The 14,951-nt window shown below is 68.7% G+C and carries 15 protein-coding genes; 8 read left to right on the top strand and 7 right to left on the bottom strand.

The window, feature by feature from the left end:
- Positions 1–5: 5 nt before the first annotated feature.
- From ACX25U_RS02445 to ACX25U_RS02460, 4 genes are read right to left on the bottom strand one after another with little or no spacing between them, the layout of a single operon-like run.
- The gene (locus ACX25U_RS02445) at positions 6–461 is read right to left on the bottom strand and encodes a hypothetical protein (RefSeq protein WP_454388619.1); all 456 of its coding nucleotides are present in this window, start codon (positions 459–461) and stop codon (positions 6–8) included.
- Positions 458–1,534: a phosphotransferase family protein gene (locus tag ACX25U_RS02450; protein WP_454388621.1), complete on the bottom strand. Its 1,077-nt coding sequence runs from the start codon at positions 1,532–1,534 to the stop codon at positions 458–460. The genes ACX25U_RS02445 and ACX25U_RS02450 overlap by 4 nt, the downstream gene beginning before the upstream one ends.
- Positions 1,534–2,700, bottom strand: coding sequence for a hypothetical protein (locus ACX25U_RS02455; RefSeq protein ID WP_454388623.1), 1,167 nt, complete (start codon positions 2,698–2,700; stop codon positions 1,534–1,536). The genes ACX25U_RS02450 and ACX25U_RS02455 overlap by 1 nt, the downstream gene beginning before the upstream one ends.
- A gap of 17 nt (positions 2,701–2,717) precedes the next feature.
- On the bottom strand, positions 2,718–4,454 hold the full coding sequence (locus ACX25U_RS02460; RefSeq protein WP_454388625.1) for a PEP-utilizing enzyme: 1,737 nt from the start codon (positions 4,452–4,454) through the stop codon (positions 2,718–2,720).
- A gap of 125 nt (positions 4,455–4,579) precedes the next feature.
- Between ACX25U_RS02460 and ACX25U_RS02465 the strand changes: the two genes are divergently transcribed.
- The 6 genes from ACX25U_RS02465 to ACX25U_RS02490 all read left to right on the top strand — a co-directional run bounded on the left by ACX25U_RS02465 (position 4,580) and on the right by ACX25U_RS02490 (position 10,891).
- Complete coding sequence (locus ACX25U_RS02465) at positions 4,580–5,446, top strand: TIGR03620 family F420-dependent LLM class oxidoreductase (protein ID WP_454388626.1); 867 nt, start codon at positions 4,580–4,582, stop codon at positions 5,444–5,446.
- Between the two features lie 116 nt (positions 5,447–5,562).
- The gene (locus ACX25U_RS02470; protein ID WP_454388627.1) at positions 5,563–5,751 is read left to right on the top strand and encodes a ferredoxin; all 189 of its coding nucleotides are present in this window, start codon (positions 5,563–5,565) and stop codon (positions 5,749–5,751) included.
- A complete protein-coding gene (locus tag ACX25U_RS02475) occupies positions 5,744–6,952 on the top strand; it encodes an NAD(P)/FAD-dependent oxidoreductase (RefSeq protein ID WP_454388629.1) in 1,209 nt (402 codons plus the stop codon). The genes ACX25U_RS02470 and ACX25U_RS02475 overlap by 8 nt, the downstream gene beginning before the upstream one ends.
- A 641-nt stretch (positions 6,953–7,593) precedes the next feature.
- Positions 7,594–8,157, top strand: a complete 564-nt coding sequence (locus tag ACX25U_RS02480; protein ID WP_454388631.1) for a nuclear transport factor 2 family protein — start codon at positions 7,594–7,596, stop codon at positions 8,155–8,157.
- On the top strand, positions 8,154–8,720 hold the full coding sequence (locus ACX25U_RS02485; protein WP_454388632.1) for a nuclear transport factor 2 family protein: 567 nt from the start codon (positions 8,154–8,156) through the stop codon (positions 8,718–8,720). Before ACX25U_RS02480 ends, ACX25U_RS02485 begins: the two co-directional genes overlap by 4 nt.
- 434 nt (positions 8,721–9,154) lie before the next feature.
- Positions 9,155–10,891 (top strand): PEP-utilizing enzyme, encoded by a 1,737-nt coding sequence (locus tag ACX25U_RS02490; protein WP_454388634.1) that lies wholly within the window; start codon positions 9,155–9,157, stop codon positions 10,889–10,891.
- Between the two features lie 120 nt (positions 10,892–11,011).
- On the opposite strand, the gene ACX25U_RS02495 is transcribed toward ACX25U_RS02490, so the two are convergent.
- The 3 genes from ACX25U_RS02495 to ACX25U_RS02505 all read right to left on the bottom strand — a co-directional run bounded on the left by ACX25U_RS02495 (position 11,012) and on the right by ACX25U_RS02505 (position 13,537).
- Positions 11,012–11,860, bottom strand: coding sequence for an SDR family NAD(P)-dependent oxidoreductase (locus tag ACX25U_RS02495; RefSeq protein ID WP_454388636.1), 849 nt, complete (start codon positions 11,858–11,860; stop codon positions 11,012–11,014).
- Positions 11,853–12,647: a ThuA domain-containing protein gene (locus tag ACX25U_RS02500; protein ID WP_454388638.1), complete on the bottom strand. Its 795-nt coding sequence runs from the start codon at positions 12,645–12,647 to the stop codon at positions 11,853–11,855. Before ACX25U_RS02500 ends, ACX25U_RS02495 begins: the two co-directional genes overlap by 8 nt.
- A 125-nt stretch (positions 12,648–12,772) precedes the next feature.
- A complete protein-coding gene (locus tag ACX25U_RS02505) occupies positions 12,773–13,537 on the bottom strand; it encodes an SDR family NAD(P)-dependent oxidoreductase (protein ID WP_454388640.1) in 765 nt (254 codons plus the stop codon).
- An 89-nt stretch (positions 13,538–13,626) separates the two neighbouring features.
- Between ACX25U_RS02505 and ACX25U_RS02510 the strand changes: the two genes are divergently transcribed.
- Both ACX25U_RS02510 and ACX25U_RS02515 read left to right on the top strand, forming a co-directional pair.
- On the top strand, positions 13,627–14,034 hold the full coding sequence (locus ACX25U_RS02510) for a VOC family protein (RefSeq protein WP_454388642.1): 408 nt from the start codon (positions 13,627–13,629) through the stop codon (positions 14,032–14,034).
- An 11-nt stretch (positions 14,035–14,045) separates the two neighbouring features.
- Positions 14,046–14,948 carry a TIGR03619 family F420-dependent LLM class oxidoreductase gene (locus tag ACX25U_RS02515; protein WP_454388644.1) on the top strand — a complete coding sequence of 301 codons (903 nt, stop codon included), beginning with the start codon at positions 14,046–14,048 and terminating at the stop codon, positions 14,946–14,948.
- Positions 14,949–14,951 lie beyond the last annotated feature (3 nt).

Here is a 14,951-nt window from a genome sequence, read left to right on the forward strand (position 1 = left end):
CTGAATCACCGCCGCGGGCCCGTGTAGGCGTCCTGTTGCCAGCGCAGCTCGCGGCGCAGCTGGGCGGCGATGTGCTCGCGTCCCGCCACGCGTGCCGGGTGGTCTTCCGGCACGCTCTCGATGACCGCGACCAGCGCACCACGAAGTCGACACGCGTCGTCCCGCAGGTCCACGAGGTCGGGATGTACCGGCACCGGCTCGGCACACACCGCGCTCCGCACCGCCGCCCCGATCTCGCCGGGCAGGGCCGTGGTGTCGATCCCGCGCAGGATGCCACGGAGCTCCGCGTTGCCGGCGGCCAGTGCGGGCATCTCCTCCCGCAAGCGGGCACGGACGTGCCGCAGCATCTGCGCGGCGGTACGGCAGACGCTCACCGCGTACTCCTCGCACCCGGGCGCGATCTCTTCCTCGATCGCTGCGATCACCGAACCGAGGACGGCATCGTGGTCAGGATCGATCATGCGAACCCCTCCTTCATCAGGTCGCCGGCGAAGTGCCGAGCGAGGCGGAGCTCGCTGCGGAAGCCGACCTCGGTAGCGGTCCAGACGAAGCGCAGCGGCGCCCGGTCCGTCCCGCGGACCATGGCGGCGACGTGCTGGGTGTAGGTGAACTGCAGCAGACCGTAGAGCTCGCGGTAGTAGGCGACCCGCTCAGAACTGACCTCGGTGCCGGTGCGTTCGGCGTAGTACGCGAGTGCTTTCGACATGCCCCAGACCTGGCGGCCGTCACGGACGATCTCCGGAATGACCTCCTGGCACTGGGCGAAGTCGTAGGCGGGGTCGCCGAGGATCGCCATCTCCCAGTCGCTCATGGCCACGATACGGCCGTCCCGCCAGACCTCCTCGCCCAGCCCGTTGGTGCCCTTGCACAGCACCACCCGGTCACAGTCCCGCGGCGCGCGGGCACGGAGCGATGCCACGGCCTCGGCAAGTACCGGACTCGGTTCGACTCCGTAGCCGCTGATCTGCTCCACGCACTGGTCGATCAGGCGGAGGGCACAGTCCGCCGGAGAGTCCGGCACCGGCAGCAACTCACCGAAGCCTCGTGCCTCCCAGTCGACGGCGTGGACCAGGGCCAGCTTGTCGAGGTGCTCCTTCGACAGCCGGATCCGCTCGGCGTCGCCGTCGGGCGAGTGGTCGTCGAGCGCCGGCAGCCGCCAGTCACCGTCGACGAGTTCCCGCACGTACGCCGGCCGCCCGTCGGGCATCCACTCCGGGTCGTCCTCGAACCACAGCACCCGGGCGATCGGCACGTCGCTGCCGTCCAGGCGGCGGTACACCTCGTACTCGTCGCGCAGGGAGGACGCGATGATGCTGCCGGCCTCGTGATCACGACGGACGACGAACCGGCGTCTCGACCGGTCGTCGGTCTCCACGTCCGCGGTCCACGTCTGCCGCGAGACTCCCCGCGACATGCGTTCCACGGCGATCGCATGGACTCCGCCCGATCCGCGGCAGGGTCCGGGAAGCAGCTTCTCGATACGGGCGCGGAACCACGACTCGACGAAGCCCGGGTCGGCGAGACTGCCCGGCATCACAGCCCCAGCGGATCGTACGGACCGTCGAGGAACAGTTCGGTGTGACCTGCCCCGACCCACTGCCGGCCGTCCGGGGCGGTGGTGGTGACGCGCGAGAGGTACTCCTTGCCGTGCAACCCGGCTTGGACAACGCCGTCGTACCGCGTGTGGTCGAGCGGCTGGACGCTGAAGTCGAACTGGTCCCACTCCACCGTGATGCCCGGCCCGTGATAGGTGCGCATCGAGCCCCCGTCCTTCCAGCTGCCGCCCTGGTAACCGATGGTGGAGGTCACCCACGGCGGGCCGACCGGCTCGACCTCCTGGGTCCACGTGCCGCCGTCACGGTCGGTCAGGATGATCGTCGCCCCGGCGAGCAGTCGGGTCCCGGGCACCAGGCGCAGCTCGTGCCGGCCTGCGACGAGCGGGTGGACCTCCTTGTCCCAGCCGATGGTGAACCGTCCTTCGAAGGGTGTGCCGAAGGTGTCGTTCATCGGGACCTGCCGTCCCTGCGGGTCCTCGTGGATGGCGTAGAAACCGCCGAGGTCACCTGCCCCGAAGAGGGTCCAGAAGCGGAGCGCGCGGGGAACGCCGCCCGGGTCGCGCGGCGGCAGCCACTTCGGGTCCGCCGCAAGGGGTGGGCGGTCGAAGTAGACACCCCAGGAGTGGTCACGGCTGCCGTACCAGTGCGACGGGTCGACCTCGGTACGCTCGCCGTCGATGTCGATCCAGCCGTCCACCACACCTGGCTGTGAGTAGCGCGACTGGTCGGTCGTCACGCGACCGCGATTGGTGGCGAGGTGGTGTGCCTCGAGAAACGCGGGTGCCAGGCCCCGCCAGTTGAGCTCGCAGGTCATGTTCGAGTCGTTCTCGGCGAGAGTCAGCCGTAGATGCCGGTAGGGCTCGACCACCTCGAATCGGAAGGGCCCGACCGTGGTCTCGCAGAGCTCGCGCCAGGTCCGGCTGAAGCGCACGGTGCGCTGGATCCCGTCCCGCATGACCCCGAGGTAGCCCCCGATCATGTCGGTGTTGGGGTTGATCCTCAGGCCCGAGAAGCAGAAAATCCGGTCCTCGGCGCTGAACGCCCCGAAGAAGTAGCCGTCGTCGAAGCCGTTGTCCGTCGTGGCGACCATGCTCAACGGGTACGGCGTCTGATGCACCGGAAGCTCGTCGTAGGGGCTCAGCACGTTCGCGGCTCCTCTCGTCAGTGGACCAGGACGGTGCCGTGGGCACCGTCGACGGTCAGGATGGTCCCGTCGGTGATCTTCTTCGTGGCGTGCCTGACGCCGAGCACTGCCGGGATCCCGAGTTCGCGGGCGACGATCGCGGCATGGGACAAGGTGGAGCCCACATTGACCACCACGGCACCGGCCGAGCTGAACAACGGCGTCCACCCGGGGTCGGTGAGGGGGGCCACCAGGATCTCACCGGGCTCGAGGTCCGGGGCGTCCTCCGGGTCCTCGATGATGCGGGCCCTGCCGGTGACCACCCCGAAGCAGGCGCCGATTCCCTGGAGAACCTCACCGGACTCGGCGGGCGTCACGCCTGGATCCGTCTTCCGGGGCCAGGTCCGCACATCGGGGATCTCGCCGTCGATGATGAAGGGGGGCTCGAGATCCGAGAGCGCTTCGTACCACTCCCAGCGTTCCTGGATCACCGGACGCATGGCAGCCGGGTCCTCGACGAGGGCGTCGAGCTCGCCCTCTCGCAGCATGGTGATGTCCTCGGGACGGTCGAAGAAGCCACGGCGGGTGTAGCGCATGCCCAGTTCCCACATCGGCAGTCGCGCCTCGTGGAGCACCCGGATGACGTTCGTCTTGCTGAGCTCCCGGGCCGGCATGTAGACCGCGATCGACCGCAGGGTCGAGTCGAACTTCGCCAGGGCCTCGCCGTCTCCGGCCAGCTTGTTCCTCAGCTGCTCCGTGAGCTCTTCGCGCTCCTCCCGAAGCCGAAGCGTTTGCAGCCGGGGCTCGCGCTCCGGTGCTTGCAGCCGCATCCGGTCGATCATCCCGAGCGGCAGGCTCGGGTGGGTCTCCCACGTCTTGGGAGCTGCCTCCCACTCGTTGGCGGAACGGGAACCGTACTCGTAGAGGAACGCGTCGAGCCCCTCGACGAACGTCACCACAGAGGGCTCGTCACTCGACCGCAGACGTTCCTCCAGCCCGTGCAGCCCCTGCTCGAACATCTCGGTCAGCGTGGTGGACGCGACGACCTGACGGCCGAGTTCCCAGGCGGCCTGGCTCGGCGCCGCCGAAGCGACCTCGCCGAATCCCCCCATCAGCCTGACCGCCGTGGTCGCGTCACCGAACGGCGCCAGCACCTCCGCGAGCGCACCGGTGACCAGGGAGGACTCGTACACCATCGTCAGGTGCTTGCGCAGTATCGGCGCGTAGTCCACTGCCATGATCCTGCGCTGGCGGGCGAGGAGATCCGCGTCCGACAACTCGTCGAGGTCCGGGCGCGCGGCCCGGAGCGCCGCCGCCTTCTCGGCGTCCTCCTGGAAGTCGTCGCGGTGCTCATCGGCGAACACTCTGGCCACCGTGGCGAGGATCCGCTCCTGGAACTCCGCCCTGGCGTCGTCCGGATGGGGAACGTAGGCCGGGGCCTCACGCTCGCCGAGATAGGTGCGGTCCATCAGCTCGGCACTGGCACCGGGCATCCGGACGCCGAAGACCCGCAGGTTGGAGAGGTTGAGATAGACGTATCCGTGGATCATCCCCTGGATGTCGATCTCGTCCTCGCGGAACTCCTCGAGATCGAAGGCGCCGAAGTCGGCCAGCGCCCGCTTCCACTGCCGCTCGGTCGGCGGGCCTCCGATCATGCTCCAGAACAACGGTGTGGCGACGTCCGGCGACACCTCACCGACGTTGGCCCGGGTATAGACGGGGAACCGCGTGCTCAGGGGCGAGTCCACGACCCAGGGGCGGGAGATGTCGACCACTGCATTCCCTCCAGGAGGCTCCGACGAATCGCACCTCACTCTACGACTAGACTATTGGATAGTCGAGTGTCATGTTCTTGGATTGGGCAGCGACGATCCACCAACTCTCAGGAGCCGCAGTGGCCATGCTCAACGGTGTCGGAGTCTTCACCAGCGCCCGCAAGATCAAAGGCCGGGCCGAGGAGGTCGGGCGCATCGCCGAGGAACTCGGCTACGACGCCGTCTGGATCGCCGACGTGCGCGGCGACCTCACGATCCTTGGTGAGCTGCTCGCCGCGACGAAGCACATCCGGGCAGGCAGCGCCGTCCTCAGCATGTGGGATCTCGAGCCGTCCGCCGCGGCGGCGGCCTGGGCAGCGGTGGACTCGGCCGGACCCGGACGTGCCTTCGCCGGCATCGGGGTGAGTCATGCGGCGATCGCCGAGCGGTCGAACCACGTCTACGACAAGCCGCTCACACGGTTGCGCGGCTACCTCGACGAGCTCGACGCCATGGATACCGGCATACCGCACGCTCAGCGACTGATCGGCGCCAACGGGCCGAAAATGCTGCAGCTCGCCGGGGAGCGCACCGCCGGGGCGCTGACCTATCTGGTCACCCCCGAGCGCACCGCCGCCCAGCGCAGGGAGCTCGGGCCCGACGGCCTGCTCGCTCCCGAGGTGAAGGTGGCCCTCGCCGCCGACCGCCGGGGTGCGCGAGAGCTGGCGCGCGAGCACCTCGCCGTCTACCTCACCCTGCCCAACTACCTCGGCAATCTCGAGCGCATGGGCTTCACCGCCGAGGACTTCGCCGACGGCGGCAGCGATCGACTCGTCGACACTCTGGTCGTCGGCCCCGACGTCGAGGACGTGGTGCGGCGCATCGCCGAGCATCGCGACGCCGGGGCCGACCACGTCTGCCTGCAAGTCCTCAGCACGGGCGGCACGCTCCCCCTGGACCAGTGGCGCCGCCTCGCACCGGCCGTGTGCGCATCGGGGCCGGAGGCGAAGTGACGGAAGCCCTCACTCTGGACTCCTTCGTCGCGATCGACAATAATCGCGCCACTAATTATTTAGAACACGACTTCATCAGTCCTGATGGACAACCCTCACATCGAAAGAGGTCTGAGGTGCGAGTCACCGTGAACGACGGCTGCCAGGGATGCGGGGTCTGCGAGGCCACAGCGCCCGAGGTGTTCGAGATCCAGGACGACGGATCGGTGAAGGTGTTGGTGCAGGTGGTGCCGCAGGAGCTCGAACAAGCGGTGCGGGACGCGGCACGCGAGTGCCCGACCGAGGCCGTCGAGATCAGTGAGTGAGGACATCCGACGCCTGGTGGTGGTGGGCGCCTCACTCGCGGGACTGCGGGCAGTCGAAGGAGCCCGTCGCGCCGGGTTCACCGGCGAGATCGTACTGGTCGGCGAGGAGAGCCGATTGCCGTACGACCGCCCTCCGCTCTCCAAGGCGGTTCTGGCCGCCGACGGCCCCGCCGAGGTGCCGCCGTTCCGGTCCGCGCCCTCGCTGGCGAGTGAACAGGGTGTCGACCTGCGCCTGGGAGTACGCGCCACCGGACTGGACACCGGCAGCCACACCCTGGCGACCACCGCCGGCGACATCGGGTACGAAGCCCTCGTCATCGCGACCGGCAGCCGGGTACGTCATCTCCCCTGCACCTCGGACGACTCGGTCCTGCACGTCCTGCGCACAGACCGTGACGCGCTCACCCTGCGCAAGGCGCTCGACGGAGCCTCCTCGGTCGCCGTCGTCGGCGCGGGATTCATCGGCTCCGAGGTCGCCTCCGCCGCACGCGCCCGGGGGCTCACGACAACGCTCGTGGAGGCCGCCCCGACGCCACTGCTCCGCTCCGTCGGGGCCGATGTCGCGCCTCTCCTCAGTCACATGCACCGGCTCCACGGCACGGACCTGCGCACCGGCGTGGGGGTGACGCACGTGGCATCCGACGGCGCAGGCGCCGTCCTCACCCTGGACGACGCGAGCACCGTGACGGCCGACGTCGTCGTGGCCGGTATCGGTGTGCACCCGAACGTCGAATGGCTCGCGGGGTCGGGACTCGCCCTGGGAGACGGAATCGTCTGCGAGCCCGACCTGGGAGTCGGGATCGCGGGCGTCGCGGCGGCCGGCGACGTGTGCAGCTGGGTGGATCCCCGCTGGGGACGCCGCTCGCGCCTGGAGCACTGGACGAACGCCTCCGAGCAGGGCGCGCACGCGGCACGCACCGCGCTCGCCCCGGCCGGCTCATCCCCGTACTCCTCGACACCGTATTTCTGGTCGGAGTGGTACGGGACCAAGATCCAGCTGGTGGGCCGCACCGATGGCGACGAAGCCCTCGTCATCGGCACGCCCGAGGAGGGACGGTTCATCGCGCTCTACCGCAACGGCGACGAACTGTGGGGGGCGCTGACCGTGGGCCGCCCCGGCGACACCAACAAGCTGCGGCGCCTGCTCAGCGGACGGGCCTCCTGGCGCGAGGCGGTGGAGTTCGCGCGCAGTCGCCCCTGAGGAGCGGCTGCGCGGGGCGAATGTTCAGGGAGCCCCGGTTTCACCCTCCCTCTCGTACCGCCCTGCCCTCGGGATGCCGACCGGCATTTCCCGGCCCTCGGCACAGCCGCTCCGAGGAGCGCTCCCGCGATCCCTCCGGCCAGGGGCCGGGAACGGGCACGGTCACCCCGGTCCGTTCCCCGAAGAGGGATGAGGAACACCAGTACCAGATAGTCGTGTTTCCAATAACCGGGGTGTTGACAATACTGCCGGATCCCGGTGCAATCGGAGCGTCGTCCTGGCCGAATCCCGTCGGCCGGAACAGGACTCGGAGAACCGGGCGCTGCTCCATCGGGTGCCGACGGACGGCCATCCGCCGCACTTCGATCCGGCGTACACACGGAGGCGAGCACGAACTCGCCACCCCCGCACGGCTTGTGCACGTCCGGCTCCGAGAGCCGGGCTGGGGGCACTGACCCGAGCCGGATCCACTCGATCAGGCTCGCTTCACCGCCCCGTCCCGGTGACGCGCACCACGCCACCCTGCGGGACCTGGACCAGAAGACACTTCACTGCCGCGTGCAGGGGAGCGACAAGGTCGGCCCGTCCGGCGGCACGGCCCCGACGGGGCCGACGGTCTACCAGGAATGGATGTCCCACTCATGCAGCACAAGATGACCGCTCCAGGATGGCAGCCCCTGCTCGACCGGATGGCCTCGGAGACGGACCCCATCCGGCGCCGCAATCTCGACGTGGTCGGCCGGCACGTGGTGGAGGAGGTCGCGGGCAATCTGCCGAAGCTGATGGAGACCCTGGTCGCGGAGCCCGTCTACTCCGTGTGGGGTGCGTCCGACAGCGTGGGCCCCCATGGCCATGACGAGGTGCTCGCCTGGTACCAAGCCCTGGCGGGAAGCGGCCGAAACCGCCTCGACTACGTCCTCCACCGTGTCGTCGTCGACGAGAACACGGTGGTCACCGAGGGGGACTTCCACTACGCCTTCCAGGGCGACGAACTGGAGGTCGGCGGGCACACCGAACAAGGAGAGATGATCACTCCCGACGGACGGTATCTCGTGGTGCACCGAGCCGTCGTCCTCTGGCCCATCAGCGCCGAGGGGCTCATCGAGGGAGAGCACATCTACGCCGGTGAACGGCACCGAGTCGTGCGCGCCCTCCACGCCGGCGAGCGTCCTGAGCTCGGCCGCCGAGGACAGGCACCGGCGTGAGGGGGAGGGTGCCGCGGCGGCTCGGCGGCGACGCTCCGCCGGTCGGCCACCTGCGAGGTGCGGCCTCGTCCTCTCCCGACCGCACCCACCAGGACATCCACGGAAGGATCGCCATGCCGGAGCTCACGCTGGAGCAGCGCATCGCCCGTCTCGAGGCGATCGAGGAGATCAAACAGATCAAGGCACGCTACTGCCGCTACGTGGACACCAAGGACTGGGAGGGGTTCGCCGGCCTCTTCACCGAAGACCTCGTCATCGACTTCGGCGAGTCCACGTCCAACCCGCAGACCCGCGACGAGTTCGTCGCCTCGGCAGCACGGCACTTCGCCAAGAACCTTTCGATCCATCAGGTGCATCTGGGCGAGGTCGAGATCGTGGACGACACCCACGCGCGTGCGATCTGGCCGATGTACGACCTCGTCGAGAAGACCTCCGCAGACAGCGAGTACGTCTCGCACACCGGGTGGGGTCACTACACCGAGGAGTACCGCAAGGAAGGCGGTCACTGGCTGTGCTGCCGCACCAGGCTCACCCGCCTCAAGCGGGTCGTCCTCGACGACTGAGCGACGGCTGGGCCAGGAGCGACTGATCCCGAGTCCGCTGAGGACGATCGGGCATCGACCGGCTCCCGGCCTGCCGGGGGACAGAGCGGGCCTCGGCCGGCGCCCGGGCGAACCCGCGGGCCTTCGCAGGCCATGCCTCGACCCGCGGCCCCTCGCGGGTCAGTGAGACATCGGGCCGCGAACACGTCCGCGCGTTTGCCCGGGACGCGGTCGCATCGACGCTCTCGTGGGCGCCAAGGAACGAGCCACTGACACAGGTCGGCGCCGGCCCGTCGCCTCTGCCGGCTCCGTTCCGTGTCGCGGCTCTCTCACCCTCACTGCACCACCCACTCAAGACCTGGATCTCAAAGCGGTAAACCCGCGATGGTCCATTGCCAAATAATCTGTCAGTCGACTTTAATGCGAGACGTGCGTCACATCCTGAGGAGGAAGCGATGGCAGACATCACGCGTCCATGGATCGTTGACTCGCCGCTGAGCGAGCGATGGCCGGTCTACACGCGGGCGAACGTGGGAGAGGTCTCCCATTCCGCGACCACCCCACTGATGTGGAGCATGATCGGCGGCCCGCCCGCCGAGCGTGAGTGGAAGCAGGCCCTCGTCGAGTTCGGGGCGTTCGACATCGACGAGTTCCGTGAGGACCTCATCGACATCCAGGGGATGATTCACGGCTACATCTATCTGAACCTCTCCAACGCACGGACCTTCGGCGCCAGGATGCCGGGAGCCAGCCCGGAACTGATGGACCGCACCTACCTCGGGGAGATCGAGGCTCCGCCCTACCTCCCCCACCCCGACGACGACAAACCGGAGTACACCGAGCGCATCCTCGCCACCGTGCAGCGTGTGCTGAGCGAGACCTCGCGGCCCGACGTCGAGGAGCACAAGCAAGTCGCCGCCAAGCTGCGGGCCGAGCGTCCCGACCTCAGTGCGTTGACCGACGCCGAACTCGTCGCCCGGCAGCGGCAGATCATGACGGGGCCCTACGCGTCGATGCTCCGGACCCACCTGCGCATGGTCTACGAGGGGTCCGTCGTCACAGGCGCGCTCGACCAGGCCGTGGCCGCGCTCGGCGACCCGAGCCTGGCCATCAAGCTGATGGGCGGTCTCGGCGACATCGCCTCGGCCGCTCCCAACCAGGCCATGTGGAGCCTCGGCCGCCTGGTCAAGGGCGCCCCCGTGCTCACCGCCGAGTTCGACAAGGGCGTCGACGGCCTCGAGGAGCGGCTCCGGGCGAGCACGAGTCCGGTGGCACAGCAGTTCATCGCCGAGTTCGACCAGTTCATCCGGGACTACGGATCGCGGTCGACCGAGGAGTGGTCCGCCGCTCCGAAGACGTGGGAGACCCATCGCCAGATCCCGCTGGGGATGATCGACCGGATGCGCCTGCAGGATGAGAGCAAGTCCCCGTCGGCGCAAGCCGCCCGGCTCCGCAGACAGCGGGAGGAACTGACGGCCCATGTCCGCGAGCAGCTGAAGGACGACGCTGCCGCGCTGGGTCAGCTCGAGGCCGTGCTGCGGTCGGCCGAGCTCTACTCCCGCTCCCGCGAGCAGAGCAAGACGAACACCATCCGTGTCCTCCACGAAGCCCGGCTGCCGATGTGGGAACTCGGCAACCGCTATGTGGCCAAGGGCGTCTTCGGCCGGCCCGAGGACATCACCATGCTGCTGGAGGATGAGCTGGACAAGTTCATCAAGAACCCGCAGTCGTTCGTGCCGGTGATCGCGGAGCGGTGGGAGTGGTACGACTCCCTCTCCGAGCTGGAGCCACCGTTCTTCATCAACGGCGAGATTCCCCCGGTCACCACGTGGCCGAAGAAGAAGGACCCCGACCTCCAGCCCGCCGGCCCCGGAACGGTGCTCCAGGGCCTGGGCGCCTGCGCCGGAACCGCGACCGGTATCGCGCGGATCATCACCGATCCCGAGGACGCTCCCGACCTCGAGCCCGGAGAGATCCTCGTCGCCCCGATGACCGACCCCGGCTGGACACCGATCTTCACCTCCGCCGAAGCCGTCGTCGTCAACGTCGGGTCGCCGATGAGCCACGCCGCGATCGTGAGCCGCGAGCTCGGCATCCCGTGTGTACTCGGGGTTCGCGGCGCCACCAAGAAGATCAAGAACGGCACCATGCTCACTGTCGACGGAGCGGCGGGCACGGTCACCGTTCACTGAGCCGACACGAAGGAGGACCACACCCGTACGGGTGTGGTCCTCCTTCCTTGCGCACGCCACGCGCTCCCGAGCATGACCGGAACCCCTTCGCACGTGGCTGTTTCCGGCCGGGACGATCCGTCACATGCCGTCCGCGAGCATCTCCGGACGCGGCGTCTGCCAGGGCATCAGGGAACGGGACCCCAGCCCACCGTCGACGGGCAGGACCGTGCCCGTGATGTAGGAGGATGCGGGCGCCGCCAGGAACAGCGCGGCGTGGGCGATGTCCTCCGGCTCCCCCTCCTCGGGCGGCACGGCGCGGCGCCAGGCGTCAGGGGCGTCGTCCTCGGTCGCATAGCGGCGCCGGCTGCCGTCGCCATGGTCCACCGCGATGCTCCCGACCCGGATCGCGTTGCAGCGGATGCCCAGGTGCGCGTAGCCGCTCGCGATGGATCGGGTCAGCGCCTCGAGGCCGCCCTTGCCGGCGGAGTACGCGTCGAAACCGGGCATCGCCTGAGCGGCCGCCAGCGACGAGATGTTGATGATCGCGCCGTGCCGCCTGTCCATCATCGCCGGCAGCACGTACCGGGAGGGCAGGAACGCGCTGGTCAACGTCCGTTCCAGCAGCTTGCGCCAGTTCTCCAGCGAGATGTGACCGATCGGCCCGTCGGTGTCGCGGGTGTGCAGGAGATCTGTCGGACCGGCGTTGTTGACCAAAATAGAGGGAGCGCCGAAGCCGTCCACCACGGTGCGCACCAGTGCGCGCACCTCGCTCTCGTCGGTGACATCGGCGCGGACGAACCGCACCGACCCCCCGATCTCCTCCGCGGCCCGGGTGCCGGCCTTCTCGTCGCGCCCGCAGATGACCACGTGGGCACCCCGTGCGGCGTACACCTCCGCGATCGCCCGACCGATTCCGCGAGAGCCGCCGGTCACGACGGCCACCTCGCCGTCGAGGCGGAAGGGGTCCCGGGCACTGCGCTCACTCATTCTCGCTCCCTCTGTCTGATACCCAGTGCAAGGCGTTGGCGAGGAGACGACGGAACGCCGCGTTGCCGAACGCGGCAGCCCCATCACCGAACTGCAGGTACACGATCCGGCTCCGCGGGTGGTTCCGTACCCAGGCCACCACGCCCGATCCGCTGGGGTGTTCCCAGCCGTCGTTGGTGTCGCGTCGCCCGATGACCGCGTTCCAGGTCGACCACAGCGTGCGGTCGGTGAGCTCGGCATCGGTGACCAGCAGCGGCGTGATGTCGGCATGATGGATCTCGGCGAGATAGAGCTCGTCGGTGACCGTGAATCCGTCGTGCAGCCCGTCGAGCACCGGATGCCCGACCGCCTCTGCGACGGGCGTGATCCGCTGCTCCACGTCGTGACGGTAGCCGGAGTCCGGCCGGCGCTCGTCACGGAGGAACCGGAAGCGGCCCCCCATGATCGAGGCGTACTCCTCCCAGGTCGGCCAGGCCGCGAGGGCGTGGTGCACGAACACGAACCCGTGTCCCCGCTCGATCAGGGAGGTGAAATCGTCGCGGTAGGCCTGCGGCGGGTCGAGGAGATCCGGATGCGAGTGGTCGGACTTGAACACGAAGCCGGGCATGTCGTACAGCAAGTAGGCATCCCAACGGTCGGGCTCCTCGCCCGAGAAGTGAAGCTGCGCCGCCGGTTGCTCGACCTGTGTGCAGGCGATGCCGGGAAGCACGTCCAGCAGGTCCGAGAAGGAGTTGCGGTCATAGCCGTGTCCCTTGGTCACGGCCAGGATCTGGCGTGGACTCCTCATCGCCTCCCCTTAATTCTATCTATTGATCAACTATTGTCAGTGCGAGTACAGCGAACCGTCCCCGCGACCGTACGGGTGCGGGAGCTCACGCCGGAAAGCCGCACGACGGGGAAGGCCCGCCGGAGTCAGTGCTGCACGCGGCTGAGCAGACCGCCGTCGACCACAAGGTTGACCCCGGTGATGAACGACGCCCGGGGACTGGCGAGGAACGCCACAGCGTTCGCGATGTCGACGGGCTCGCCGTACCGCCCGAGAGGGAGCTTGGCCTTGACCATGTCGTAGACCTCCGGGCGCCCCTGACGCACCTGGTCCCAGGCTCCGCCCTCGAACTCGATCGGCCCGGGAGAAACCGTGTTGACCCGAACGCCCGCGGACGCATAGGCCCGCGCCAAAGCGGAGGCGTGATGGAGCACGGCCGCTTTGATCGCGCCGAAGGAGGCGGGCCCGGACGGCAGGTCGACATCCAGGGCACTGGTGGAACTGATGGCCACAACGGCCCCCTGGCCCGACGCCACGAGGTGCGGCTTGGCGGCTTCCGCGAGGACGGCGAACGCCTGCAGGTCCCCCCGCGCGCTCTCGACCCAGGAATCGTCTCCCTTCAGGCTGCCGGGCGAGGCGTTCGACACTACGACGTCCAGACCTCCCAGGGCTTTTGCACTTGCGGCGACGAAGCCGCGCAGCGCGTCGGGGTCGGCGACGTCGACGGCGTCGGCGAACACCCGGACACCCCGCCCCTCGAGCTCGTCACGCGCCGCGGACAGGGATCCCTCGTTCCGGGCGCACAACGCCAACGCGCACCCTTCCTCGGCGAGCACGTCGGCGATCACCCGCCCGATTCCCCGGCTGGCACCCGTGATGAGCGCTCGTCGCCCTTTGAGCCCCAGGTCCATGTACCCACCCCTAAAAGTCTTATTCACAATGATTGATTAAGCGACTATGGTGGCAGCGAACCGGACATCAGACAACCCTGGGAGCCGCCATGCCCGCCCTGCTGGTGAAGTCCACCATCGACATCGGCATCGTGACCACGAACCAGAAGGCGATGGTGGACTTCTACGGAAACGTTCTCGGGTTCCCGGCCCTGTCCGACGTCCCGATGGACGGCTTCCTCGTCAAGCGCTTCCAGGTGGGCGACTGCGTGCTCAAGATCGTGGAGTTCGACAAGGAGCCCACCGGCCGCGCCGTAACGGGAGGCCTTGGAGACTCCACCGGGTTGCGCTACTGGACGGTGTCGGTCTCGAACCTGGAGGAGGTTCTCAGCGCGGTCCGAGCCGCCGGCCACAAGGTCGTCGACGGGCCCACCGAGGTCCGGCCCGGCGTGAGCATCGCCTTGGTTGCCGATCCTGACGGCAACCTCCTCGAGTTCGTCAACCGGCCCGCTTCCTGATCGGAACCCCCATGACAGACGTCGGACTCGTCCTCCCCCAGCTCGGCCCGGTCACCGATCGGCACGTGATCAAGGACGTCGCCCAGGCCGCGGAGGACATGGGATTCGCGCACCTGTGGGTGCAGGACCACTTCATGTACGCCCTGGATCAGGAGGGCGAGTACGGCGGCAGCGCCTCGGCACAGCCCGAGGTGTACAAGTCCGTCTATGCCCCGCTCGAGGTCTTGGCGGCGGTCGCCGCCTGGACCGAGAGGATCGGCATCGGCAGCAGCATCCTGGTCGCCGGCAACCACTGGCCGGTGCAGTTCGCCAACGAGTTGGCCACCATCGACCAGCTCAGCGGAGGCCGGCTCACAGCGGTCGGCCTCGGTGTCGGCTGGTCCCACGAGGAGCACCGGGCGGTCGGGGTGGACCCCGGGACGCGGGGCCGCCGGATCGACGAGTTCGTCGAGGTGCTCAAGAAGTGCTGGGCGGAGGATCCGGTCACGCACGAAGGCGAGTTCTTCGACGTTCCGCGAGCGATCATCCGGCCGAAGCCCTGGCAGAAGCCCCGTCCGAGGCTGATGTCGGGCATGTGGTCGGAGAAGGGCCTGCGCCGCACGGCGCTGCACTACGACCTCTGGAACCCGGGCTCGATGCCGATCGCTCAGGCCGCGGAGACGCTGGCCAGGATGAACGACATGCGTCCCGACGGCCTGGATCCGCTGAACGTGATCTACCGCGCGGCCCTGCAGTCCACCGCGGGCAAGGTGCTGACCGTGGAGCAGGTCGCCGAGCGCACAGTGGAGTCGGCCGAGCAGGGCTTCGAGGCGGTCATCGTCGAGACCAACTTCTGCTCCGACATCACCTCCCGGCAGGACTGGCTCGACAAGGTCGCCGGCCTGCAGCCCGTTCTGGACGCCGTCCGCGCATGAGCT

The organism is Streptomyces sp. JNUCC 63, from assembly GCF_054366325.1.

Excerpts from the sequence above, each read along its gene's own strand:
- ACX25U_RS02445 (WP_454388619.1), bottom strand. The coding sequence starts at position 461 with ATGATCGATCCTGACCACGATGCCGTCCTCGGTTCGGTGATCGCAGCG.
- ACX25U_RS02450 (WP_454388621.1), bottom strand. The coding sequence starts at position 1,534 with ATGCCGGGCAGTCTCGCCGACCCGGGCTTCGTCGAGTCGTGGTTCCGC.
- ACX25U_RS02465 (WP_454388626.1), top strand. The coding sequence starts at position 4,580 with ATGCTCAACGGTGTCGGAGTCTTCACCAGCGCCCGCAAGATCAAAGGC.
- ACX25U_RS02480 (WP_454388631.1), top strand. The coding sequence starts at position 7,594 with ATGCAGCACAAGATGACCGCTCCAGGATGGCAGCCCCTGCTCGACCGG.
- ACX25U_RS02490 (WP_454388634.1), top strand. The coding sequence starts at position 9,155 with ATGGCAGACATCACGCGTCCATGGATCGTTGACTCGCCGCTGAGCGAG.
- ACX25U_RS02495 (WP_454388636.1), bottom strand. The coding sequence starts at position 11,860 with ATGAGTGAGCGCAGTGCCCGGGACCCCTTCCGCCTCGACGGCGAGGTG.
- ACX25U_RS02500 (WP_454388638.1), bottom strand. The coding sequence starts at position 12,647 with ATGAGGAGTCCACGCCAGATCCTGGCCGTGACCAAGGGACACGGCTAT.
- ACX25U_RS02505 (WP_454388640.1), bottom strand. The coding sequence starts at position 13,537 with ATGGACCTGGGGCTCAAAGGGCGACGAGCGCTCATCACGGGTGCCAGC.
- ACX25U_RS02510 (WP_454388642.1), top strand. The coding sequence starts at position 13,627 with ATGCCCGCCCTGCTGGTGAAGTCCACCATCGACATCGGCATCGTGACC.
- ACX25U_RS02515 (WP_454388644.1), top strand. The coding sequence starts at position 14,046 with ATGACAGACGTCGGACTCGTCCTCCCCCAGCTCGGCCCGGTCACCGAT.